Annotated in this window: 20 protein-coding genes and 2 pseudogenes; 12 read left to right on the forward strand and 10 right to left on the reverse strand. The window is 65.1% G+C overall.

Features of this window, described 5'->3' with window-relative positions; genetic code table 11:
• The 4 genes from addB to EOA33_RS04755 all read left to right on the forward strand — a co-directional run.
• The coding region (addB, locus tag EOA33_RS04740; protein WP_127405100.1) for a double-strand break repair protein AddB at nucleotides 1-1,224 on the forward strand (1,224 nt) is incomplete at its 5' end.
• The gene (gene addA, locus EOA33_RS04745; RefSeq protein ID WP_127405101.1) at nucleotides 1,221-4,733 is read left to right on the forward strand and encodes a double-strand break repair helicase AddA; all 3,513 of its coding nucleotides are present in this window, start codon (nucleotides 1,221-1,223) and stop codon (nucleotides 4,731-4,733) included. The genes addB and addA, both read left to right, overlap by 4 nt.
• Before the next feature lie 74 nt (nucleotides 4,734-4,807).
• On the forward strand, nucleotides 4,808-5,131 hold the full coding sequence (gene trxA / locus EOA33_RS04750; protein WP_126057124.1) for a thioredoxin: 324 nt from the start codon (nucleotides 4,808-4,810) through the stop codon (nucleotides 5,129-5,131).
• A gap of 132 nt (nucleotides 5,132-5,263) precedes the next feature.
• On the forward strand, nucleotides 5,264-5,545 hold the full coding sequence (locus tag EOA33_RS04755; RefSeq protein ID WP_126057125.1) for a cupin domain-containing protein: 282 nt from the start codon (nucleotides 5,264-5,266) through the stop codon (nucleotides 5,543-5,545).
• Nucleotides 5,546-5,566: 21 nt separating this feature from the next.
• Here the strand turns inward: EOA33_RS04755 and EOA33_RS04760 are convergent, their stop codons facing one another.
• The 6 genes and pseudogenes from EOA33_RS04760 to EOA33_RS04785 all read right to left on the reverse strand — a co-directional run bounded on the left by EOA33_RS04760 (nucleotide 5,567) and on the right by EOA33_RS04785 (nucleotide 11,205).
• Nucleotides 5,567-5,986, reverse strand: coding sequence for a VOC family protein (locus EOA33_RS04760; RefSeq protein ID WP_126057126.1), 420 nt, complete (start codon nucleotides 5,984-5,986; stop codon nucleotides 5,567-5,569).
• A 56-nt stretch (nucleotides 5,987-6,042) separates the two neighbouring features.
• Nucleotides 6,043-7,368 (reverse strand): folylpolyglutamate synthase/dihydrofolate synthase family protein, encoded by a 1,326-nt coding sequence (locus EOA33_RS04765; RefSeq protein WP_126057127.1) that lies wholly within the window; start codon nucleotides 7,366-7,368, stop codon nucleotides 6,043-6,045.
• 182 nt (nucleotides 7,369-7,550) lie between these two features.
• Nucleotides 7,551-8,417, reverse strand: a pseudogene (gene accD, locus EOA33_RS04770) (acetyl-CoA carboxylase, carboxyltransferase subunit beta); the annotation flags it as partial.
• 39 nt (nucleotides 8,418-8,456) lie between these two features.
• Nucleotides 8,457-9,296, reverse strand: a complete 840-nt coding sequence (gene trpA, locus EOA33_RS04775) for a tryptophan synthase subunit alpha (RefSeq protein ID WP_126057129.1) — start codon at nucleotides 9,294-9,296, stop codon at nucleotides 8,457-8,459.
• 2 nt (nucleotides 9,297-9,298) lie between these two features.
• Nucleotides 9,299-10,519: a tryptophan synthase subunit beta gene (gene trpB, locus EOA33_RS04780; RefSeq protein ID WP_127405102.1), complete on the reverse strand. Its 1,221-nt coding sequence runs from the start codon at nucleotides 10,517-10,519 to the stop codon at nucleotides 9,299-9,301.
• Between the two features lie 26 nt (nucleotides 10,520-10,545).
• A complete protein-coding gene (locus EOA33_RS04785) occupies nucleotides 10,546-11,205 on the reverse strand; it encodes a phosphoribosylanthranilate isomerase (RefSeq protein ID WP_126057131.1) in 660 nt (219 codons plus the stop codon).
• Between the two features lie 111 nt (nucleotides 11,206-11,316).
• On the opposite strand from EOA33_RS04785, the gene EOA33_RS04790 reads away from it, so the two are divergent.
• Nucleotides 11,317-11,535 carry a hypothetical protein gene (locus EOA33_RS04790; RefSeq protein WP_126057132.1) on the forward strand — a complete coding sequence of 73 codons (219 nt, stop codon included), beginning with the start codon at nucleotides 11,317-11,319 and terminating at the stop codon, nucleotides 11,533-11,535.
• 27 nt (nucleotides 11,536-11,562) lie between these two features.
• On the opposite strand, the gene EOA33_RS04795 is transcribed toward EOA33_RS04790, so the two are convergent.
• From EOA33_RS04795 to EOA33_RS04810, 4 genes and pseudogenes are all read right to left on the reverse strand, one after another.
• The gene (locus EOA33_RS04795) at nucleotides 11,563-12,321 is read right to left on the reverse strand and encodes a M48 family metallopeptidase (protein ID WP_126057133.1); all 759 of its coding nucleotides are present in this window, start codon (nucleotides 12,319-12,321) and stop codon (nucleotides 11,563-11,565) included.
• A gap of 99 nt (nucleotides 12,322-12,420) precedes the next feature.
• Nucleotides 12,421-12,894: a DUF2852 domain-containing protein gene (locus EOA33_RS04800; RefSeq protein WP_126057134.1), complete on the reverse strand. Its 474-nt coding sequence runs from the start codon at nucleotides 12,892-12,894 to the stop codon at nucleotides 12,421-12,423.
• Nucleotides 12,895-12,969: 75 nt separating this feature from the next.
• A pseudogene (locus EOA33_RS04805) lies at nucleotides 12,970-14,150 on the reverse strand (benzoate/H(+) symporter BenE family transporter).
• 2 nt (nucleotides 14,151-14,152) lie between these two features.
• On the reverse strand, nucleotides 14,153-14,923 hold the full coding sequence (locus tag EOA33_RS04810; protein ID WP_126057136.1) for an alpha/beta hydrolase: 771 nt from the start codon (nucleotides 14,921-14,923) through the stop codon (nucleotides 14,153-14,155).
• 219 nt (nucleotides 14,924-15,142) lie between these two features.
• Between EOA33_RS04810 and infC the strand changes: the two genes are divergently transcribed.
• The 7 genes from infC to pheT all read left to right on the forward strand — a co-directional run.
• Nucleotides 15,143-15,679 carry a translation initiation factor IF-3 gene (infC, locus tag EOA33_RS04815; protein ID WP_126057137.1) on the forward strand — a complete coding sequence of 179 codons (537 nt, stop codon included), beginning with the start codon at nucleotides 15,143-15,145 and terminating at the stop codon, nucleotides 15,677-15,679.
• 208 nt (nucleotides 15,680-15,887) lie between these two features.
• Nucleotides 15,888-16,538: an isoprenylcysteine carboxylmethyltransferase family protein gene (locus tag EOA33_RS04820; RefSeq protein WP_126057138.1), complete on the forward strand. Its 651-nt coding sequence runs from the start codon at nucleotides 15,888-15,890 to the stop codon at nucleotides 16,536-16,538.
• Between the two features lie 238 nt (nucleotides 16,539-16,776).
• Nucleotides 16,777-16,980: a 50S ribosomal protein L35 gene (gene rpmI, locus EOA33_RS04825; RefSeq protein WP_027166935.1), complete on the forward strand. Its 204-nt coding sequence runs from the start codon at nucleotides 16,777-16,779 to the stop codon at nucleotides 16,978-16,980.
• A gap of 37 nt (nucleotides 16,981-17,017) precedes the next feature.
• Nucleotides 17,018-17,419, forward strand: coding sequence for a 50S ribosomal protein L20 (gene rplT / locus EOA33_RS04830; RefSeq protein ID WP_042637600.1), 402 nt, complete (start codon nucleotides 17,018-17,020; stop codon nucleotides 17,417-17,419).
• Between the two features lie 95 nt (nucleotides 17,420-17,514).
• Complete coding sequence (gene pheS / locus EOA33_RS04835) at nucleotides 17,515-18,600, forward strand: phenylalanine--tRNA ligase subunit alpha (protein ID WP_126057139.1); 1,086 nt, start codon at nucleotides 17,515-17,517, stop codon at nucleotides 18,598-18,600.
• Complete coding sequence (locus EOA33_RS04840) at nucleotides 18,597-19,019, forward strand: GFA family protein (RefSeq protein ID WP_127405103.1); 423 nt, start codon at nucleotides 18,597-18,599, stop codon at nucleotides 19,017-19,019. The genes pheS and EOA33_RS04840 overlap by 4 nt, the downstream gene beginning before the upstream one ends.
• Nucleotides 19,016-20,925 (forward strand): phenylalanine--tRNA ligase subunit beta (pheT, locus tag EOA33_RS04845; protein ID WP_127405104.1); only part of this gene is annotated, 1,910 nt, incomplete at its 3' end. The genes EOA33_RS04840 and pheT, both read left to right, overlap by 4 nt.

Consider the following 20,925-nt stretch of genomic DNA (forward strand, 5'->3'; position numbering starts at 1 on the left):
CTCGTCATCGGCGGGCTCAACGAAGGTGTATGGCCGCGCAAGCCGGAGAGCGACCGCTTCATGTCGCGGCTGATGAAGACCGGCATCGACCTCGAGCCGCCGGAGCGGCGCATCGGCCTTGCCGCGCATGACTTCCAGATGGCGATGGGCGCGAAGAAAGTGGTGCTGACGCGCGCGGCCCGTTCCGGCGACGCGCCGGCGGTGCCGTCGCGCTGGCTGCAGCGCATGCTGACCTTCATCGGCAAGGAGCACGCGGCGGCGCCGATGCGGCGCGGCGCGGCGCTGCTCTCCTGGGCGCGCGCGCTCGATGCCGGCGAGCGGCTGGACTTCGCGCCAAGGCCGCAGCCGAGGCCGCCGCTCGCCACCCGGCCGCAGCATTTCTCGGTGACCGAGATCGAGACCCTGCGCCGCGATCCCTATGCAGTCTACGCCCGACGCATCCTCGGCCTGGTGCCGCTCGATCCGGTCATTCGCGATCCGGGCGCCGCCGAGCGCGGCACGCTGTTCCACGCCATCCTGCACCTGTTTTCGCGGCGGGTCGCCGATCCGCGCGCGCCGGACGCCTTGCAAAGCCTGGTCGAGGCAGGCCGGGCCTGCTTCGCCGAAGCGGCGCTTCCAGCCGACATCGAGGCGGTGTGGTGGCCGCGTTTCGAAAAGCTCGCCGCGAACATCATCCAGTGGGAGCGGCAGCGTGCACCCGATGTCACAAGTCGGCACGCCGAGGAACGTGCCGAAAGAACCGTCGTCGGCCGTACTGGAGTTACCCTGTCCGGGCGTGCCGACCGGATCGACCTCCTCGCCGGAGGCATGGCCGATATCCTCGACTACAAGACGGGCTCCTCGCCCTCGAAAGCACAGGCCCATACATTGCTTTCGCCGCAGCTCGCGCTCGAAGGCGCATTGCTGCGGCGAGGCGCCTTCAAGGAACTCGGCATTCGCGAACCCTCCCAGCTTGCCTTCGTGCGGCTGAAGGCGAATGGCGATGTCGATCCGGAATCGATCCTCGAGTACAATCGGAAGCTCCGAACCGCCAACGAGCTTTCCGAGGACGCCTGGGCGCGGCTGGAGAAGCTGCTCTTCCACTATGCCGACCCGACGACCGGCTATCTGTCGCGCGCGCTGCCGTTCCGCGAGGGCGAGGTCGATGGCGACTACGACCATCTCGCCCGCGTGCTCGAATGGTCGGCCGGCGGCGAGAGCGACGACGAGGCGGGGGAGGCATGAAGAAGGCCTACCCGATCCCGAGCGATACCGCCGCCAGCCAGGCGCGCGCTTCCGACCCGCTGAATTCGGCCTGGGTCTCTGCCAATGCGGGGTCCGGCAAGACGCATGTGCTGGCGCAGCGCGTCATCCGGCTGCTGCTCAACGGCACCGACCCGTCGAAGATCCTTTGCCTGACCTACACGCGCGCCGCCGCCGCCAACATGTCGAACCGGGTGTTCTCGACGCTGTCGGAATGGACGTCGCTGGGCGATGCCGAGTTGGCGAGCCGGATCGTGGCGCTGGATGGCCGTGGCGCCGATGCCGGCACGATGCGCCGCGCGCGCCGGTTGTTCGCCGAGGCGCTGGAGACGCCGGGCGGGCTGAAGATCCAGACCATCCACGCCTTCTGCGAGTCGGTGCTGCACCAGTTCCCGCTGGAAGCCAACATTCCCGCGCATTTCGAGATGCTCGACACGCAGATGGAAGCGTCGCTGTTCGGCGATGCCCGCCGCGACATGATCTCGGGCGCCAGCGCCGGCGCCGAAGGACTGGCCGAGGCCTTCGCCCTGGTGCTGGAGCGCGGCGGCGAGGCCGGTCTCGACGCGCTGCTGGCCGAGATCGTGAACAAACGCGACGGGCTGCGCGCCTTCATCGCGGGGCTGGGCGACGACTTCCGGTCGCTGCTCGCCGAATTCCGCTTCAGGCCCGGCCTGACGGCAGAGGACATCGCCTCTTCGCTCTGGCCATTGCCCGGTTTCCTGCCAGACTATTTCGCCGGCTTCGCGCGTGCCGCCGAAGCAGCCGATGCGCGCATGGTGCTGAACAACATCCTGCCTTATGCCAGGCTGGCCTTTGCCGAAGCCGATCAGATCCGCAGGCTGGAGCTGCTCGGCAAGGCTTTCCTGAAGGCCGATGGCGCCGCCTACGAGCCGGCAAAAGCCTTCAAAAAAGTGCTGCTCGACCGGCTGCCGGACCTACCGGAGCGCTACATCGAGGCTGCCAGGGCAATCCTGGAAGTGTCGGACCGGCTGGCGCTGTTCAGGATGCTCGAAGGCACCGCGGCGGCGCTGACGGTCGCCCGCTGGCTGATTGCACGCTATGAGCATCTGAAACGGAGCCGCGGCTTTCTCGACTTCAACGACCTGATCACCCGCACCGTCGCCCTTTTGTCGCGCCCCGATGCCGGTGCGTGGGTGCAGTTCAAGCTCGACCAGGGCATCGACCACATCCTGCTCGACGAGGCGCAGGACACCAGTCCAGACCAATGGGAGGCGGTGAAGAAGCTGACGGAAGAGTTCTTTGCCGGGCTAGGACAGCGTGAAGCCGTCCATCGCACGATGTTTGCCGTCGGCGACGAGAAGCAGTCGATCTATTCCTTCCAGGGTGCCGCGCCCGATTCCTTTGCCGAGAGCAGGCAACTATTTGCCGGACGCGTGCGCGACGCAGGATTCTCCTTCGCCGATCTCAAGCTGACCTGGTCGTTCCGCTCCAGCGACGACGTGCTGGCCGCCGTCGACCGTGTCTTTGCCGATCCCGGAATCAGGCGCGGGATCAGCCATGACCCTGATGCGCTGAGCCACAAGGCGATCCGAACCGATGCGCCGGGCTATGTCGAGGTCTGGCCGTCGATCGGCGCGGAAATGGTCGACGAGCCGGACGACTGGACCCAGGCCGTCGACCATGCCCATGCGCCAGCTGTGCGCGTTGCCGAGAATGTTGCGACCACCATTGCCGGTTGGATCGGCAACGGTGAAATCATCGAAGGCCGCGGCAAGCGGTTGGGGCCTGGCGACGTGCTCGTGCTGGTGCGCAAGCGCGACAGCTTCGTGCATGCATTGACCCGCGCCTTGAAACGCCGCGACATTCCGGTCGCCGGCGCCGACCGGCTGAGCCTACCCGGCCACATTGCGGTGAAGGACCTGATCGCGCTCGGCCATTTCCTCATCCAGCCGCAGGACGACCTATCGCTGGCGGCCGTGCTTCGCAGCCCTGTCTTCGACGTGTCCGAGGAGCGGCTCTTTTCGCTGGCTAACGGACGCCCTTCCGGCCAATCGCTGGTCGCCTCACTGAGGCAGCAGGCCGGAGAGGATCCGGCGCTGGCCCCGGTGGTGGCGCAACTCGACGCCTGGGCGAACGAGGCGGCGTTCAAGCCGCTGTTCGAATTCTATGCCGCCGCACTCGCCCGCGACGGCCTGCGCAAGAAGATGATCGCCCGGCTCGGACCGGAAGCCGGCGATATCATCGACGAATTCCTGAGCTTCTGCCTGGCCGAGGAGCGCACCGGCCTGCCGGGACTGGAGGCCTTCCTGGCGACGCTGGAAAGCAGCGGACCCGAGATCAAGCGCGAGATGGACCAGACCCGCGACGAGGTCCGCGTCATGACCGTGCACGCCGCCAAGGGCCTGGAGGCGCCGGTCGTCTTCCTGGTCGATGGCGGCTCGGCGCCGTTCAGCGACCAGCATTTGCCGCGCCTGATGCCGTTCCAGGGCTCGGGCCAGCATTTCGACGGCAAGGGTTATCTCTGGCGCTCGGCCGGCGACGTCGCCAACGGCTTTTCGAAGGCCGCCGCCGCGCATGCCCGCGAACTCGCCGACGACGAATACCGCCGACTGCTCTATGTCGGCATGACGCGCGCCGAGGACCGGCTGGTCGTCTGCGGATACCATGGCAAGCGGGCGCCGAGCACCGGCACCTGGCATTCGATCGTCAGCCGGGCGCTGCTCGGCGCGCCGGAAAGCATGGAGCGCCGCCACCCGGCGGCGGCGGAGGTCGTCGTGCACCGCTTCCATATGACCAAATTGCCGCCGGTGGCGTTGGCGGCGGCCGAGGCGGAGAGCCCGATCGAGCATGTCGTGCCACTGCCGGAAAGCCTGTTCCGCCCGTTGCCCCCGTATGAGGAGCTGCCACGGCCGCTGTCGCCCTCCGGCGCCTCGGCGCTGATCGACGAGGCGAAGGAGACGGTGACCGACACGCGCTCGCCGGTGCTGGACGCCGAGGCCGAGCCAGGCTTCGCCGTCCTGCGCGGGCTGGCGCTGCACAAATTGCTGCAGATGTTGCCTTCGATCGCCGAAGGCGGGCGCAAGGACGCCGCCGAGCGCTATCTGGCGCGCGCCGGCGCGGCATGGTCGGAAGCCGAGCGCGTGAAAGCGTTGAACGCGGTGCTTGCGATCCTCGCCGATCCCCTATTCGCCCCCCTGTTCTCGCCCGCATCCCGCGCCGAAATCGCGGTGATGGGCAGCCTCGAGGTGAAGGGAAAGCTGCGCTCGATCTCCGGCAAGATCGACCGGCTGGCGGTCTCTGAGCACAGCGTGTCGATCGTCGACTACAAGACCAACCGGCCGGCGCCGACGACGCTGGAGGAGGTGCCGCCGGCCTATGTGCTGCAGCTTGCGCTCTACCGCGCGCTGCTGCAGCCGCTCTATCCCGGCCGCGATGTCCAGGCCGCGCTGCTGTTCACCGAAGCGCCAAGGCTGATCGAACTGCCGGCCAGCGCGATGGATGATGCCCTTGCCCGACTCACGGGAGCGTGACACAAGCACTGCTTGAATTAGATCTCTGTCACCACCACATTTGGTGCAACCCGAGTTCTTGAAAGGATTTCCGCATGACCACCGTCAAGGTCGACAAGAGCAATTTCCAGGCCGATGTGCTCAACGCCAAGGAGCCGGTCGTGGTGGATTTCTGGGCCGAATGGTGCGGCCCCTGCAAGATGATCGCTCCGGCGCTGGAAGACATCGCCAAGGAGCTTGGCTCGAAGGTGAAGATCGCCAAGCTCAATATCGACGAGAATCCCGAGCTTGCCGCGCAGTTCGGCGTGCGCTCGATCCCGACGCTGATGATCTTCAAGGGCGGCGAAGTGGCCGACATGAAGGTGGGCGCGGCGCCGAAGACCGCGCTGTCGCACTGGATCAACGGCAGCCTCGCGTGAGCCAATCGAGAAGTTTGCAGGACAAGCCCGGCCATCGCGCCGGGCTTTTTCTTTGGCGCCATCCCTCAGCGCCCTCTGGCCCTCGCGCGCGCTGCCTCCATGTCTTCTGCTTGGGACGGACAGGAGAACATCATGACCGGAACAGCCAAGGCCACCGTCTTCATCGACAATGAGCGCGTCATCGTCACCGAATATCGCTTCCAGCCCGGCGACAATACCGGCTGGCACCGTCATGGCCATGACTATGTCATCGTGCCGCTGATGGACGGAAAGGTGAAGCTGCTGACCAAGGACGGCGAATCCTTCGCCGAGATGAAGAAGGGAGCGCCCTATTTCCGCAAGGAAGGCGTCGAGCACGACGTCATCAGCGACAATGACAGCGAGTACGCCTTCATCGAGATCGAACTGAAGTAGTCCGCAGACAGCGTGCGGCAGTCACCAGTCGGCGATGCGGTCGCCGCCGGTGAATTGCGCGCTCTTTCCGGTGTATTCGAACAGCTCGATCTTCACGCCGTTGGGATCGCGGATCCAGGCCTGAAAGGTGTCGTCGCAGGCATGCTTCTTCGACGTGACCTCGACGCCCTTCGACCTGATATGAGCGATCGCGGCGTCGATATCCTCCACTTCGAGGCAGAAGTGGTTGATCTGGTTCTGGTCGCTGTAGCTGGCCTCGCCTTTCTGGAACACCTCGACATGGCTGCGGCCGCCGCAATTGAGGTAGAAGCCGAAGACCTTGCCGTCGCGCAGGAAATTGAACTGGGTGTCCATGCCGAGGACGTCGCGGTAGAAGCCTCGCGTCGCTTCCAGCTCATGCGCGAAGATGCAGACGTGGGCGAGTTGCTTGACCTTGATCACGACGGGCTCCTTGCGCTGGTCAGATAGGACGCCCCATGCTTGCGAGAAATCCGACGTCAGGTGGGCGGCGTGCCATTTTCGGCCAGCACCGCGCCGGCAAGGTAAAGCGAGCCGCCGATCAGGATGCGCGGCGGCGGACCGTCCCAGGTATCGCGCAGTAGCATCAACGCGCTGGCAACTGAACTGACGGGCTCGGCTGACAGGCCGGCCTCGCCGGCGCGCAGCGCCAGCTCGTCATTGGGCACGCCAGCGTCGCTGAGGCTCACCGGCACCGTATAGACGTGCCGGGCGAGGCCCTTGAAGGCCCGGAAATAGCCGCTCTGGTCCTTGGTGTTGATCATGCCGGAGATCAGAAACAGCGGCCGCGGGTGCTTCTCTTCCTGCTCGGCCAGCGCTTCGGCGATAACAAGGCCGGCGCCGGGATTGTGGCCGCCGTCGAGCCAGATATCGGCGCCCTTCGGCGCCAGCTCCGTCAGTCGGCCCTGGGTCAGCTTCTGCATGCGACCGGGCCAGGCGACGCTGCCCATCGCCTTTTCGGTGGCGCGGTGGCTGATCTCGAAGCCCGCCGCCTTGATCGCGGCAATCGCCGCTGCCGCGTTGGCGAACTGGTGGCGTCCGGGCAGGCGCGGCGGCGGCAGGTCCATCAGGCCGTCCTCGTCCTGGTAGACCATGCGCCCATTTTCTTCGAAAGCGAGGAAATCCTGGCCGTAGACGAAGGTCGGGCAGTCGAGCCGCTCGGCGGTATCGATCAGCACCTGCAGCGCCGTCTCGCTTTCCTGCGCGCCGATGACGACCGGGCAGCCGGGCTTGATGATGCCGGCCTTCTCGGCGGCGATCAGTTCGACCCGGTCGCCGAGATAGGCTTCATGGTCCATCGACACCGGCATGATCACCGACACCGCCGGCCTGGCGATGACATTGGTGGCGTCGAAGCGGCCGCCAAGGCCGACCTCGATGATTGCGGCTTCGGCCGGATGCTCCGCGAACAGCAGGAAGGTGACGGCGGTGAGGATTTCGAAGACCGTGATCTTCTGGCCTTCATTGGCGGCCGCAACGCGGGCGATGGCTTCGGCAAAGACCTGATCATCGACCAGCCTGCCGCCGCCTTCGGCGGCGAGACGGTAGCGCTCGTGCCAGTTCACCAGATGCGGCGACGTGTGCACGTGAACGAGATGACCGGCCGCTTCGAGCAGCGCCCGCGAGAAGGCGGCGCAGGAACCCTTGCCGTTGGTGCCGGCAATGTGGATTGCCGGCGGGATCAACTCCTGCGGATTGCCGAGACGTTCGAGCAGCCGCGTGATGCGGTCGAGCGAAAGGTCGAAGCCCTTCGGGTGAAGCGCCATCAGGCTTTCGATTTCGCGGTCGGCGGCAAGCGTTGTCATGGACGAATCCTAGCGCATGACCCCGAAACCGGAAATCGGTTTCGGAAAGGATCATGCGCAAATCAAAAAGCTACAGCACCGGACGGTGCGCGCAATCGCGCCTCGCGGCGTTCAGTGTCGCGTCACGCCTGCGGTCGCGCTTCCGGCTGGGCGAGCGCCGGCGGCAGGATCTCGGGCTCGAGCGGCTTGTCTGCCTGCGGCATCTTGAGCAGCATCTTCAGAAGCCGCGCGATGGTCTGGCGCATCTCCAGCCTCGACACCACCATGTCGACCATGCCGTGCTCCATCAGATATTCGGAGCGCTGGAAGCCGTCGGGCAGTTTTTCGCGGATGGTCTGCTCGATGACGCGCGGCCCGGCGAAGCCGATCAGCGCACCGGGCTCGGCGATGTGGACGTCGCCCAGCATAGCATAGGAGGCGGTGACGCCGCCGGTCGTCGGGTTGGTCAGCACGACGATATAGGGCAGGCCGGCTTCCTTCAGTCGGTCGACGCCGACCGTGGTGCGCGGCAATTGCATCAGTGAAAGGATGCCTTCCTGCATGCGGGCGCCGCCGGAGGCCGCGAACAGGATCAGCGGCCGCCTGCGCTGCAGGGCAACCTCGAACGCATGGACGATGGCGTCGCCGGCGGCCATGCCGAGCGAGCCGCCCATGAAGGCGAAGTCCTGCACGGTCACCACCACCGGCAGGCCTTCGATGCTGCCCAGCGCATTGACGATGGCATCCTCCAGCCCGGTCTTGGCCTTGGCGTCCTTCAGCCGGTCGGTGTAGCGCTTCTCGTCGCGGAATTTCAGCGGGTCCTGCACGACCTTGGGATTTTCCAGCGTCTCGTATTTGCCGTCGTCGAAGAAATACTTCAGCCGCTCCTTGGCCGAGATCTTCATGTGATGGCCGGAGGACGGGATGACGAACTGGTTGGATTCGAGATCCTTATGGAACACCATCTCGCCGGTCTCGGGATCCTTGATCCAGAGATTCTCGGGCATGTCGGTGCGCCGGCCGAGCATCGAATTGATCTTCGGGCGAACGTAATTGGTGATCCAGTTCATCGCTTCGGCTCCCGTCCTGACGAGGAAGAGGTAGGAAAACTATTCGGCGGCGGCAAGGCGGGCCGAGCGGACGCCCTGGGCAAGGCCGCTGACCAAAGTAGCCACCGCCTCGGCCGGATCGGCGGTCTTTTCGCCCTTCGGCCCCAGCACGTTGGCGACCGCGTTGACGATGGCGGTGCCGACGACGACGCCGTCGGCCGAGGCGCCGATGGTGCGCGCCTGCTCGGCGGTCTTGACGCCGAAGCCGACGCAGACCGGCAGCTCGGTGTGACCCTTGATGCGCTTGACCGCCGCCGCCACCTTGGCGGTGTCGGCGAGCGCGGAGCCGGTGATGCCGGTCATCGAGACGTAATAGACGAAGCCGGAGGTGTTCTCCAACACCTTGGGCAGGCGCCTGTCGTCGGTGGTCGGCGTCGCCAGGCGGATGAAGTTGATGCCGGCTTTCAGCGCCGGGATGCAGAGTTCCTCGTCCATTTCCGGCGGCAGGTCGACGACGATCAGCCCGTCGATGCCGCTCGCCTTGGCGTCGGTGAGGAAGCGCTCGACGCCGTAGATGTAGATCGGGTTGTAGTAGCCCATCAGCACGATCGGCGTCTCATTGTCGCTCGCGCGGAATTCCGACGCCATCCTCAGCGTCTTGACCAGCGTCTGGCCGCCCTTGAGGGCTCTCAGGCCCGCCGCCTGGATGGCCGGACCGTCGGCCATTGGATCGGAAAACGGCATGCCGAGCTCGATGACGTCGCTGCCTGCTCCGGGCAGCGCCTTCATGATGGCGAGGGAAGTGTCGTAGTCGGGGTCGCCGCCCATGAAATAGGTGACGAGCGCCGGGCGGCCCTCGGCTTTCAACTTGGCCATGCGGCGGTCGATGCGGGTCGTCATGTTCAGATCTCCATGCCCAGCATGTTGGCCACCGTGTGCACGTCCTTGTCGCCGCGGCCGGACAGGTTGACGATGACGATCTGGTCCTTGTCCATGGCCGGCACAATCTTCATCGCATGGGCGATGGCATGGGCCGATTCCAACGCCGGGATGATGCCTTCGACGCGCGTCGTCAGTTGGAAGGCTTCCAACGCCTCGTCGTCGAGGATCGGCACATATTCGACGCGGCCAGAGTCGCGCAGCCAGGAATGCTCCGGCCCGACGCCCGGATAGTCGAGACCGGCCGAGATCGAATGGCCGTCCATGATCTGGCCATCCGAATTTTGCAGAAGATAGGTGCGGTTGCCATGCAGCACGCCGGGCGCGCCGGCGTTCATCGAGGCGCAATGCTCGACGCCGTCGAGGCCGCGCCCGCCGGCCTCGATGCCGATGATGCGGACGTCCTTGTCGTCGAGGAAAGGGTGGAACAGGCCGATGGCGTTGGAGCCACCGCCGACGGCGGCGATGATCGTGTCGGGCAGCCGGCCTTCCTGTTCAAGGATCTGGGCGCGGGCTTCCGTGCCGATCACGGACTGGAAGTCGCGCACCAGCTCCGGATAGGGATGCGGGCCGGCCGCGGTGCCGATCAGGTAATAGGTGTCCTCGACATTGGTCACCCAATCACGCAGCGCCTCATTCATGGCGTCCTTCAGCGTGCCGTGGCCGGCGGTGACCGGCCGCACCTCGGCGCCGAGCAGCTTCATGCGAAAGACGTTGGGGCTCTGGCGGGCGACGTCGGTGGCGCCCATGTAGACGACGCACGGATAGCCGAAGCGCGCCGCGACTGTGGCGGAGGCAACGCCATGCTGGCCGGCGCCAGTCTCGGCAATGATGCGCTTCTTGCCCACGCGCTTGGCAAGCAGGATCTGGCCGAGGCAATTGTTGATCTTGTGCGAGCCGGTGTGGTTCAAATCCTCGCGCTTGAAATAGACCTTGGCGCCGCCGAGATGTTTCGTGAGGCCTTCGGCGAAATAGAGCTTTGACGGCCGCCCGGCATAGTAGGTCGACAGGGCGGTTAGCTCGGCCTTGAACTCCGGATCATTCTTGGCCTCGTTCCAGTGTCGTTCGAGGTCGAGGATCAGCGGCATCAGCGTCTCAGCGACGAAGCGGCCGCCGAAGATGCCGAACATGCCCTGCTCGTCGGGCCCGGTGCGGAAGGAATTGGGCATAGCCGGCTTGTTCATCGCCGATCTCCTGATTCAAGAATTGCTCAAGCGGCGCGGTCGTCGCGCGCGGCCCTGACGGCCCGGAAAAACTGCTCGATCAGCGCCGGTTCCTTGACGCCCGGGGCGCTCTCCACCCCCGACGAAATGTCGATACCGGGCGGATTGGCTGATCTCAGGGCATCGCCGATGTTGGCGGCGTTGAGCCCACCGGAAAGCATGTAATCGACGCCGGCGTCAAGGCCGGCAAGGATATGCCAGTCGAAGGCGACGCCGTTGCCGCCCGGCAATTCGGAACCTTTCGGCGGCTTGGCGTCGAACAGGAAGCGGTCGGCGATGCCGACGAACGGTTTTATCCGCTCCAGATCGGCCCCTTCGCTGATCGACAATGCCTTCATCACCGGCAGGCCATAGCGGGCTTTCACCTCGGCCACCCGCTCGGGCGTTTCGGTGCCATGCAGCTGCAGCATATCAGGCTGCATCCTGGCGACGATCTCATCCAGGAACGCATCACCGGCGTCGACGGTCACGGCAACCGCCAGGGCCTTGCCGCGCGCCGCCTCGCGCAGACGGCCAGCGTCGGCGGGCTCGATATAGCGAGGGCTCTTGGCGAAAAAGATGAAGCCGACATGGCTGGCGCCGCCAGCCAGCGCCGCGGCCATTGCCTCGTCGGTCTTCAACCCGCAGATCTTGATGTCGAGCGCCATGGCGCGGGGATTGGCACGAAACGGCCGAAGAGTCGAGAAAAAGCATGCTGTTGCCGCCACCGCGGAAAGCACTACCTTTCAAAGAGGGACAACAGGCGGGAGCAGACAATCATGGCCGACCAGACCGTTGCCGAACTCAGGCAGAAGATCGCGCAAGCGCGCGAGGTGATCTCGCATCTGATGGACAAGGCCGCCTTCAACGGCGCCGAGGCGCACCGCGCGCTGGATTATTTCGGTGGTGACGCCTTCGACCGCAATTTCCTGCCGTGGCCACAACATGGCGCCGAGGGGTTGCGACCGGAGGAACTGAACGCGGCGAATGATGACTGAGCGGCCGGCCCAAGGCCGCCCGCAGCGTCAATCGAACACGATGGCCTGCAGGGCGCCGCCATTGCGCTTCAGCCAGTCCTTGCAGCGGTCGGTGTCGGGGCAGAGCTTTTCGCACAGTTTCCAGAATTTCGGGCCGTGGTTCATCTCTTTCAGATGCGCCACCTCATGCGCGACGAGGTAGTTTATCACCGGCGCCGGCGCCATCATGATGCGCCAGGAGAAGGATAGATTGCCTTCCGAGGTGCACGAGCCCCAGCGGCTGGAGGTGTCCTTGAAGCGGATCGCCTTGGCGCGCTTGCCGAGCGCTTCGGTGTGTTTGACCACCAGCTTCTCGATCTCGCGCTTGGCCTCGCGCTTCAGATAATCGGCGATGCGGCGCGGCAGGTGCACGCGCTCGCCATGCACGATGAGCAGCGGGCCGCGCTCGTCGCGCGAGATGGTGACGGTGCCACGCTTGGACGGATCATGGACGATGCGATGCGCCACGCCGCGCACCGGAATCTTGATGCCCGGCCGCACCTGCGGCCTTGTCGGCACCTTGGCCAGCCGCTGCTCCAGCCAATCCTGATGACGATCCAGGAATTTCTCCACCTCGCCGCGGCGCAGGCCCGGCGGCACGGTGATGCGCAGGCCCTGGCCGCCGGAATCGATGCGCAGCGTCAACCGGCGCGCCCTGTGGTTCTCGACGATCTTGAGCGGCAGCGTGCGACCGGCGACTTTATGCTCGCGCTCGACGACAGGCGCTGGCTTGGGTTTCGTCAGATTGCGGAAGAACCCGATGGTCATGGCAGAACGATACGCGATTCGAGGAAAACGGATAGAACAAAAAAGAACCGGCGCCGCTCGCGCGACGCCGCCTATCGTGCCGAGACCTGTCGCGGGGTCTCAGTCGTCAAGCAGGTTCGAGCCCTTGCCGCGCTTCGAAGTCGTCGACCCGGTGGTCGTCGTCGGAGCGGTCGGCTTGTTGCGCTGAGCCATGAAACGGTCAAACTCGTCCTGGTCCTTGGCGCGGCGCAGCTCGCGGGCATATTCATCGAACTCCGTCAGCATCTCGTCAAGCTTGCGGCGTTCCTCGGCCAGGCGGTCGAGCTCCTTCTCGCGCCAGTCGTCGAAGGCGACGTTGCCGGTGCGCGACGAGCCGTGGCCCCAGCGCGCGGCCTTGTCGGAGCCGCGGCGGCAGCCGGCGAAGATGCCGTCGGTAGCGCGGTTCACGTCACGCTTGAAGCCGTCGAGCCGGTCGCCCCAGATGATGTAGGCGAGCATGGCGAAGCCGAGCGGCCAGAACACCATGAAGCCGATCACCATCAGTGCGATGGTCGCCGGCGTCCAGGCCGGACGGATCAATGCAGTTGTGTTCATTTTCTCCCAGTCCTTCCGTTGGAGACAGCCAATTCCGGCTGCGTGGAATCGAAATGGGAAGGGCAAAACAGCGATTCAAGACGAGCGCACCCAAAAGCGGACAAGAGGCTGAAATGATTGTCTCATTTTGAGTTCTTCGAGGAAAAGCACAACCATGCCGGCGACCAGGCCCCAAAATGCCGCGCCAACGCCGAACAGCGTCAGGCCCGAAGCGGTGACGGCGAAGGTGACGATCGCGGCCATGCGGTGGCCCTCGTCCTTGAGCGCGATCGAAAGCGCATTGGTCAGCGGCGCGATCAGCGCAAGACCCGCCACCAGCACGATCAGGCTCTGCGGCAATACTGCGAAGATCGCCACCAGCGAGGCGCCGAAGACGGCGAAGACGAAATAGGCGAGTGCGTAGAAAGGCCCGGTCTTCCAGCGTTCGGCGGGGTCGGGATGGACGTCCGGCCCGGTGCAGATCGCCGCCGAAATGGCCGCCAGGTTGGAGGTGGCGCCGCCAAATGGCGCCGACAGCAGGGAAAAGAAGCCGGTAACGCCGATCAGCGGGCCGGGCTCGGGATGATAGCCGGCGGCTCTGAGCACGGCGAGGCCGGAGAGGTTCTGCGAAGCCATGGTGACAAGGTAGAGCGGCAGCGCGAGCCCGATGATGGCGCTCGCCGTGAAATGCGGCGCGATCAGCGTCAGCGTCGACAGTTCCGGCACCGGCAGGCCGCCGACACGGCCGGTCAGGAAGGCGGCCAGCCCGCCGCCGATCAGCACCGCCAGCACCGACAGCGCCGGGTTGAACAGCCGGATGACGAAGAAGGCCGCGATCAGCGGCAGGATCAGCCAGGGGTCGCCGGGAATGGCCTTGAAGGCATTGGTGGCGAAGCCGACGAGGATGCCGGCCAGCATGCCGGAAGCAACGGACGGCGGAAGGCAATCAGCTGGGTCAGCGGCTTGAACAGGCCGGTGGCGACCAAAAGGACGGCAGTTACGATGAAGGCGCCGACCGCCTCGCCCACGGAAAAGCCGCTCGATGCCGCGACCAGCGCCAGACCGGGCGTCGACCAGGCGGTGATAATGGGCATCTTCGTGCGCCAGGACAGCCACAGGCACTCGACGGCCATCGCCAGGCAGATCGCCGTCACCCCGCTCGCGGTTTCGGTCTGGGTCGCGCCGACCGCCTTGGCGGCGGCGATGACGACGGCCAGCGTGCCGCCGAAACCGATGATCGCCGCAACGAAAGCGGATATCGGAATGGAGATGCGCATGCTCACGGGCCTCGCTGCACCACATCGCCCACCACCCGCACCAGCATGTCGAGATCCTGCGGCCGTGACAGGCGGTGGTCGCCGTCAGGAATGAGCGAAAGCGTCACGTCGTCGGCCGGCAGGAGCGCCGCGAGCTTCAGCGCATGGCTGGACGGCACTTCCGGATCGGCGAGGCCCTGCAGGATGTGCACCGGGCAATGGGTATCGATCGGCCCGTCCATCACCAGGTTCCGCCTGCCGTCCTCGATCAGAGCACGGGTGTAGATATAGGGCTCGGCCGAATAGTCCGACGGTTCGGCGAAGAACCCTTTCTCGGACAGATCGTGTTTCTGCGCCTCGGTCAGCACCGGCTCGATCAACTCGGCGGTAAAATCCGGCGCCGGCGCCAAAAGCACCAGGCCGGCGACGTTGGCGTCACCCGTCTTGCGCAGCTCCTGCACCATGCGCAGCGCAATCCAGGCGCCCATCGAGGAGCCGACCAGGATCTGGCTGCCCTGCGTGAAACGGCGAAACACAGCAAGGCTTTCGGCCAGCCATTTCGAGATGGTGCCGTCGGCGAAGGCGCCGCCGGACTCGCCATGTCCGGAATAATCGTGGCGCAAGAAGGCCCGGCCATCTTTTGCCGCCCATCCGGCCAGCGTCTCGGCCTTGGTGCCCAGCATGTCCGATTTGTAGCCGCCGAGCCAGACGATGCCGGGCGCGGCACCTTGCGCCTGCCTGACGGCGATGCTGGTTCCCTCGACATCCAGATACACGGGAGCGTTGGCGGTCATGGCTGGCGGTAGGTCCTGTTCCTCACGCCGGTCTTTTGGCACGGCGGGGCGTTCGACGAAAAGTGCTCAGTAACTTTCTTTGCTTGGTGCAGGCGCGGGATCAGGTGATTTCTTGAGAAGCCTGTGCTATTGACTTGCGCCGCGCGCTCACCACATTGGCGCGTCCCGACGATCCGAACTTTTGAACCCTGAACGAAACGGCCCAAGGAGACCACGACCATTCGCAGACCTTTCAAAGCAGCGGCGCCCACCAAGGATGGGCCGCGCTCCAACCGTGACATCCGGGTTCCCCGGGTCCAGCTTATCGACGCCGAAGGCCAGAACCGTGGCGAAGTTTCCATCAACGACGCATTGCTGCTCGCCGAAGAAGCCGGGCTCGACCTCGTCGAGATATCGCCCAACGCACAGCCGCCCGTCGTAAAAATCCTCGATCTCGGCAAGCTGAAATACGCCAACCAGAAGAAGGCGGCCGAGGCGCGCAAGAACCAGAAGGTCATCGAGATCAAGGAGATCAAGATGCGCCCGAACATCGACAGCCATGACTACGAGACCAAGATGAAGGCGGTGCGCCGCTTCTTCGAGGAAGGCGACAAGGTCAAGCTTACGCTGCGCTTCCGCGGCCGCGAGATGGCGCATATGGAACTCGGCATGCAGCTTCTGAACAAGGTCCGCGAGGAGGTGGCGCCGATCGCCAAGGTCGAGGCGGAACCAAAGCTCGAAGGCCGCCAGATGATGATGGTGCTGGCGCCCCGTTAAACGGGGCGGGCACCTTCTTCCAGTCCGATCCGTGCCGCATGACTGCCCAAGCCTTCGCTTCGATCACGGCTTCGAGAAAGCAGAATTGACCAGCCTTCACCGCAGCGTGCCCTAAAATCCGCCTGAATTGCGGAGCAGGGCGTCCCGACGATCGGCGGGGCGCCAGTTTTCAATCCGATCGCCGGCAATCTCGACGATCGGATGTATCATGGTCGATGACGTCAAATTCCCTGACACCACCCATGCAAAATATGGGTTGGGCAATTACCAGCAAATACGCAGAATGGTGATTGCGGTGCTGATCGTGGTGCTGTTCGCAGCGCTGTTGTTCGGCCAGTCGACCTTTCCGCCCGATACCTGGGTGCATGAGTCGATCGAGATGTTGGGTGTGCTGCTGATCTTCCTCGGCGTCGTCGGCCGCCTGTGGTCGACGCTCTATATCGGCGGACGCAAATCCTCCGAAGTGGTTACCGGCGGCCCCTACTCGATCACCCGCAACCCGCTCTATGTGTTCTCGACGGTCGCCGCCGCCGGCGTCGGGGCGCAGATCGGCTCGTTCACCGGGATCATCCTCTTCGCGGCCCTATGCGCCGGCGCCTTCCACATCGTCATCCTGCGCGAGGAGAAGTTCCTCAAGGAGGCGCTCGGCGCACCCTACCAGACCTATGTCGCGCGCGTGCCGCGCTTCTTTCCCAACCTCTCGCTCTACGATGAAGGCGATACCGGCAGCTTCAAGCCGCGCCTGCTGCTCACCACGCTGCTCGACGGGCTGGTGTTCCTGGTCGCCCTGCCGGCCTTCGAGCTGATTGACGGCGCGCAGCAGTCGGGTGTGCTGCCGGTGCTTTTCCGCCTTCCCTGAAGGACAGAGCGTCGCACAGCCTGAGGTGTTGCGCCCGGGCCCGCTTTGATCTATAGGACCGCCGTTCCGCGTATCGGCCCGGAAATCATCTCTGATTTACGGAACGCACGATACGCAGAGCAAAAAACAAAAACCGCCCGGCAGGGCATGCCGTGGCGGTTTCATTTGCTTTTCGGGCTTTGGTCGGCCCGAAGCGAACAAGAAGCGCGATGGTGCGCCCACAATACGGAGTAGCAAAATGCCCAAGATGAAGACCAAATCGGCCGCCAAGAAGCGGTTCAAGATTACTGCCACCGGCAAGGTGCTGTCGGCTGCCGCCGGCAAGCGCCACGGCATGATCAAGCGTTCCAACAAGTTCATTCGCGATGCCCGCGGCACGATGGTTCTGGCTGAACCGGACGGCAAGAAGGTCATCAAGAATTTTCTGCCGAACGGCCTCTGAGCATTCGGCCTGGACAACGTTTTAAGGAGATCATGACATGGCACGCGTAAAGAGAGGCGTCACCGCTCACGCCAAGCACAAGAAGGTCCTGAAAGCCGCCAAGGGTTTCTACGGCCGCCGGAAGAACACCATCCGCATCGCCAAGCAGGCGGTGGAAAAGTCGCTGCAGTACGCCTATCGTGACCGCAAGAACCGCAAGCGTTCGTTCCGCGCGCTGTGGATCCAGCGCATCAACGCCGCGACCCACGAGCACGGCCTGACCTATGGCCGCTTCATCGACGGCCTCAACAAGGCCGGCATCGAGATCGACCGCAAGGTCCTGTCGGACATGGCCATCCACGAGCCGCAGGCTTTCGCCGCGCTGGTGGCCAAGGCCAAGGTCGCGCTCGAATACCTCAAGAACACCACGCCGAACGCTTTTGAAAGCGCTGTAGCCTAACCAGCGCCTTCCCAAGCTTATTCGACACTTGATTTGGGAAACCCGCGCTGGCAGGGCTGGCGCGGGTTTTTCTTTGGCTCAATCAGGTCTGGAACATGAGTGACATGGAAACTCTCGAAAATTCCCTGATGGCCGACATTGCGTCGGCCGCCGACGAGCAGGCGATCGAGGCGGTGCGTGTCTCGGCGCTGGGCAAGAAGGGCTCGGTCTCCGAAATGCTGAAGACGCTTGGCGCGATGAGCGCCGAGGAGCGGCAGGTGAAAGGCCCGGCGATCAACGGGCTGAAGAACCGCGTCACCGAGGCGCTCACGGCGCGCAAGGCGGAACTGAAGGACGTGGCGATCGCTGCCCGGCTGGCCGCCGAGACAGTCGACGTGACGCTGCCGGTGCGCCAGTCGCCGGCCGAGCGCGGCCGCATCCATCCGATCAGCCAGGTCATCGACGAGATCGCGGCGATCTTCGGCGACCTCGGCTTCGCCATCGCCGAAGGTCCCGATGTCGAGACCGACTATTACAATTTCACCGCGCTGAACTTCCCGGAAGGCCATCCGGCGCGCGAGATGCACGACACCTTCTTCTTCCAGCCGGACGAGAAGGGCGAGCGCAAGCTGTTGCGCACGCACACCTCGCCGGTGCAGATCCGCACCATGGAGCGGCAGAAGCCGCCAATCCGCATCGTCATTCCCGGCAAGACCTACCGGCAGGATTCGGACGCCACGCACTCGCCGATGTTCCATCAGGTCGAGGGTTTGGTGATCGACAGATCAGCCAACGTCGCCAACATGAAGTGGGTGCTGGAGGAGTTCTGCAAGGCGTTCTTCGAGGTGCCTAACGTCAAGATGCGCTTCCGGCCGTCCTTCTTCCCGTTCACCGAGCCGAGCCTCGAGGTCGACATCCAGTGCGACCGTTCGCGGCCCGGCGAGGTGCGCTTCGGCGAAGGCTCCGACTGGATGGAGATACTGGGCTGCGGCATGGTGCATCCCAACGTGCTGCGCCATGGCGGACTCGATCCCAACGAATACCAGGGCTTTGCCTGGGGCTTGGGCATCGACCGCATCGCCATGCTGAAATACGGCATGCCGGACCTGCGCGCCTTCTTCGACGCCGATGTGCGCTGGCTGTCGCATTACGGCTTCCGGCCGCTCGACATGCCGACGCTGTTCGGAGGCCTCTCCGCATGACAGCGCCGCACACCGGCGGCTGCCGCTGCGGCGCGGTGCGGTTCGAGGCGTCAGCCGAGCCGCACCACATCAGCTATTGCCATTGCGGCGATTGCCGGCGGGCGAGCGGCGCGCCGGTGTCGGCCTTTGTCGGCTTCATGGCCGACCAGGTGGCGCTCGACGGCAAGGCGCTGAAGAAGTTCGAGAACGGCCCGGTGACGCGATCCTTCTGTGGCATTTGCGGCTCGCCAATCGCCTATGTGGACGGGCGGCTCAGCGGCCACATCTATTTCACGCTCGGTGCCATGGACATGCCGGCCTATTTCAAGCCGACGCACCATGCCCATGTGCGCGAGCAGCTTCCCTTCCTGCACATGCCGGACGACTTGCCGAGACACCTGAAGACCAGCGTGCCCAGACCCAACGGAACACAGCTATGAAATTCACCCTCTCCTGGCTCAAGGACCATCTCGAGACCGACGCGTCGCTGACCGAGATCGTCGAACGGCTGACCGCGATCGGCCTCGAGGTCGAACATGTCGACGACAAGGCGGGCCTGAAGCCCTTCGTCATCGCTAAAGTGCTGACGGCAGTGCAGCATCCCGACGCCGACCGGCTGCGCGTGTTGACGGTCGACACCGGCGACGGCAAGCCGCCGGTGCAAGTGGTTTGCGGCGCGCCGAACGCCCGCGCCGGCCTGATCGGCGCCTTCGCCGCGCCCGGCACCTATGTTCCCGGCATCGACGTGACGCTCTCGGTCGGCAAGATCCGCGGCGTCGAGAGCCACGGCATGATGTGCTCCGAGCGCGAGCTGGAGATTTCCGACGAGCACAATGGCATCATCGACTTGCCGGCGGATGCGCCGCTCGGCACCAGCTTCGCCGCCTATGCCCATCTCGACGACCCGGTGATCGAGATCAATCTGACGCCGAACCGGCCGGATGCGACCAGCGTCTACGGCATCGCACGCGACCTCGCGGCGAGCGGGCTCGGCCGGCTCGTCGGCGGCGGGATCATGCCACATGCCGGTACCGGCATGTGTCCAGTCAAGGTCAAGATCGAGGCTCCGGAGCTCTGCCCCGGCTTCGCGCTCACGTTGGTCAGAGGCGTGAGGAACGGCCCGTCGCCAAAATGGCTGCAGCAGAGGCTGCTCGCCATCGGGCTCAGGCCCATCAGCGCTCTGGTCGACATCACCAACTACGTCACCTTCGACCGCGGCAGGCCGCTGCATGTGTTCGATGCCGCAAAGGTCGCCGGCAACTTGACCGTACGCCGGGCAAAGGACGGCGAACAGGTACTGGCGCTCGACGGCCGCGAATACACGCTGACGCCCGAGATGTGCGTGATCGCCGACGAGGACGGCGTCGAATCCATCGCCGGCATCATGGGCGGCGAGCATTCCGGCTGCGATGAGAACACCACCGACGTGCTGATCGAGTCGGCGCTTTGGGACCCGATTACCACGGCGCGCACCGGCCGCACGCTCGGCATCATCTCCGATGCGCGCTACCGCTTCGAACGCGGTGTCGACCCCGAATTCATGGTGCCAGGCCTCGAACTGGCGACAAAGCTGGTGCTCGACTTCTGCGGCGGTATGCCGACGGAGATCGAGGTTGCCGGCTATGCCGGCCACAGGGCGAAGGTGGTTTCCTTCCCGTTGTCGGAGGTCAGGCGGCTGACCGGCATCGAGGTGCCAAGAGAGGAAGCGCTCGCTATCCTGACCCGCCTGGGCTTCGAGCCGCGCAGTTCGGGCGACGACGTAGAGGTGAAGGTGCCGTCCTGGCGGCCGGATGTCGACGGCAAGGCCGACCTGGTCGAGGAGGTGATGCGCATCCACGGCGTCGACAACATCGCGCCGCAGCCGCTTGGCGCGCATGACGCGGTCAACGGCAGGATCCTGACGACACTGCAGATCCGCACCCGCGCGGCGAAGCGAGCGCTGGCCGTGCGCGGCATGATGGAGGCCGTGACCTGGTCCTTCATTCCGGCAAAGCATGCCGAGCTGTTCGGCGGCGGCCAGACGGCGCTGAAGCTCGCCAACCCGATCGCCGCCGACATGTCGGACATGCGGCCTTCGCTGCTGCCTGGGCTCATTTCGGCGGCACAACGCAATGCCGACCGGGGCATCGGCGACGTGGCGCTGTTCGAAGTCTCCGGCACCTATGAAGGCGATTTGCCCGACCAGCAGCGGCGCGTCGCCGCCGGCGTGCGGCGCGGCACGGCCAAACTCGACGGCTCCGGCCGCAGCTGGGCCGGCAATTCCGGGCCAGTCGGCGTGTTCGACGCCAAGGCGGACGCGATCGCCGCGCTCGAAGCCTGCGGCGCGCCGGTCGACCGGCTGCAGAT

Source organism: Mesorhizobium sp. M4A.F.Ca.ET.050.02.1.1, assembly GCF_003997725.1.
Classification (GTDB): domain Bacteria; phylum Pseudomonadota; class Alphaproteobacteria; order Rhizobiales; family Rhizobiaceae; genus Mesorhizobium.

Excerpts from the sequence above, each read along its gene's own strand:
- EOA33_RS04800 (WP_126057134.1), bottom strand. The coding sequence starts at position 12,894 with ATGAACACAACTGCATTGATCCGTCCGGCCTGGACGCCGGCGACCATC.
- trxA (WP_126057124.1), top strand. The coding sequence starts at position 4,808 with ATGACCACCGTCAAGGTCGACAAGAGCAATTTCCAGGCCGATGTGCTC.
- pheS (WP_126057139.1), top strand. The coding sequence starts at position 17,515 with ATGAGTGACATGGAAACTCTCGAAAATTCCCTGATGGCCGACATTGCG.
- EOA33_RS04785 (WP_126057131.1), bottom strand. The coding sequence starts at position 11,205 with ATGGCGCTCGACATCAAGATCTGCGGGTTGAAGACCGACGAGGCAATG.
- EOA33_RS04765 (WP_126057127.1), bottom strand. The coding sequence starts at position 7,368 with ATGACAACGCTTGCCGCCGACCGCGAAATCGAAAGCCTGATGGCGCTT.
- EOA33_RS04790 (WP_126057132.1), top strand. The coding sequence starts at position 11,317 with ATGGCCGACCAGACCGTTGCCGAACTCAGGCAGAAGATCGCGCAAGCG.
- rpmI (WP_027166935.1), top strand. The coding sequence starts at position 16,777 with ATGCCCAAGATGAAGACCAAATCGGCCGCCAAGAAGCGGTTCAAGATT.
- EOA33_RS04820 (WP_126057138.1), top strand. The coding sequence starts at position 15,888 with ATGGTCGATGACGTCAAATTCCCTGACACCACCCATGCAAAATATGGG.
- rplT (WP_042637600.1), top strand. The coding sequence starts at position 17,018 with ATGGCACGCGTAAAGAGAGGCGTCACCGCTCACGCCAAGCACAAGAAG.
- EOA33_RS04810 (WP_126057136.1), bottom strand. The coding sequence starts at position 14,923 with ATGACCGCCAACGCTCCCGTGTATCTGGATGTCGAGGGAACCAGCATC.
- trpA (WP_126057129.1), bottom strand. The coding sequence starts at position 9,296 with ATGACGACCCGCATCGACCGCCGCATGGCCAAGTTGAAAGCCGAGGGC.
- EOA33_RS04755 (WP_126057125.1), top strand. The coding sequence starts at position 5,264 with ATGACCGGAACAGCCAAGGCCACCGTCTTCATCGACAATGAGCGCGTC.
- addA (WP_127405101.1), top strand. The coding sequence starts at position 1,221 with ATGAAGAAGGCCTACCCGATCCCGAGCGATACCGCCGCCAGCCAGGCG.
- trpB (WP_127405102.1), bottom strand. The coding sequence starts at position 10,519 with ATGAACAAGCCGGCTATGCCCAATTCCTTCCGCACCGGGCCCGACGAG.
- EOA33_RS04795 (WP_126057133.1), bottom strand. The coding sequence starts at position 12,321 with ATGACCATCGGGTTCTTCCGCAATCTGACGAAACCCAAGCCAGCGCCT.
- EOA33_RS04840 (WP_127405103.1), top strand. The coding sequence starts at position 18,597 with ATGACAGCGCCGCACACCGGCGGCTGCCGCTGCGGCGCGGTGCGGTTC.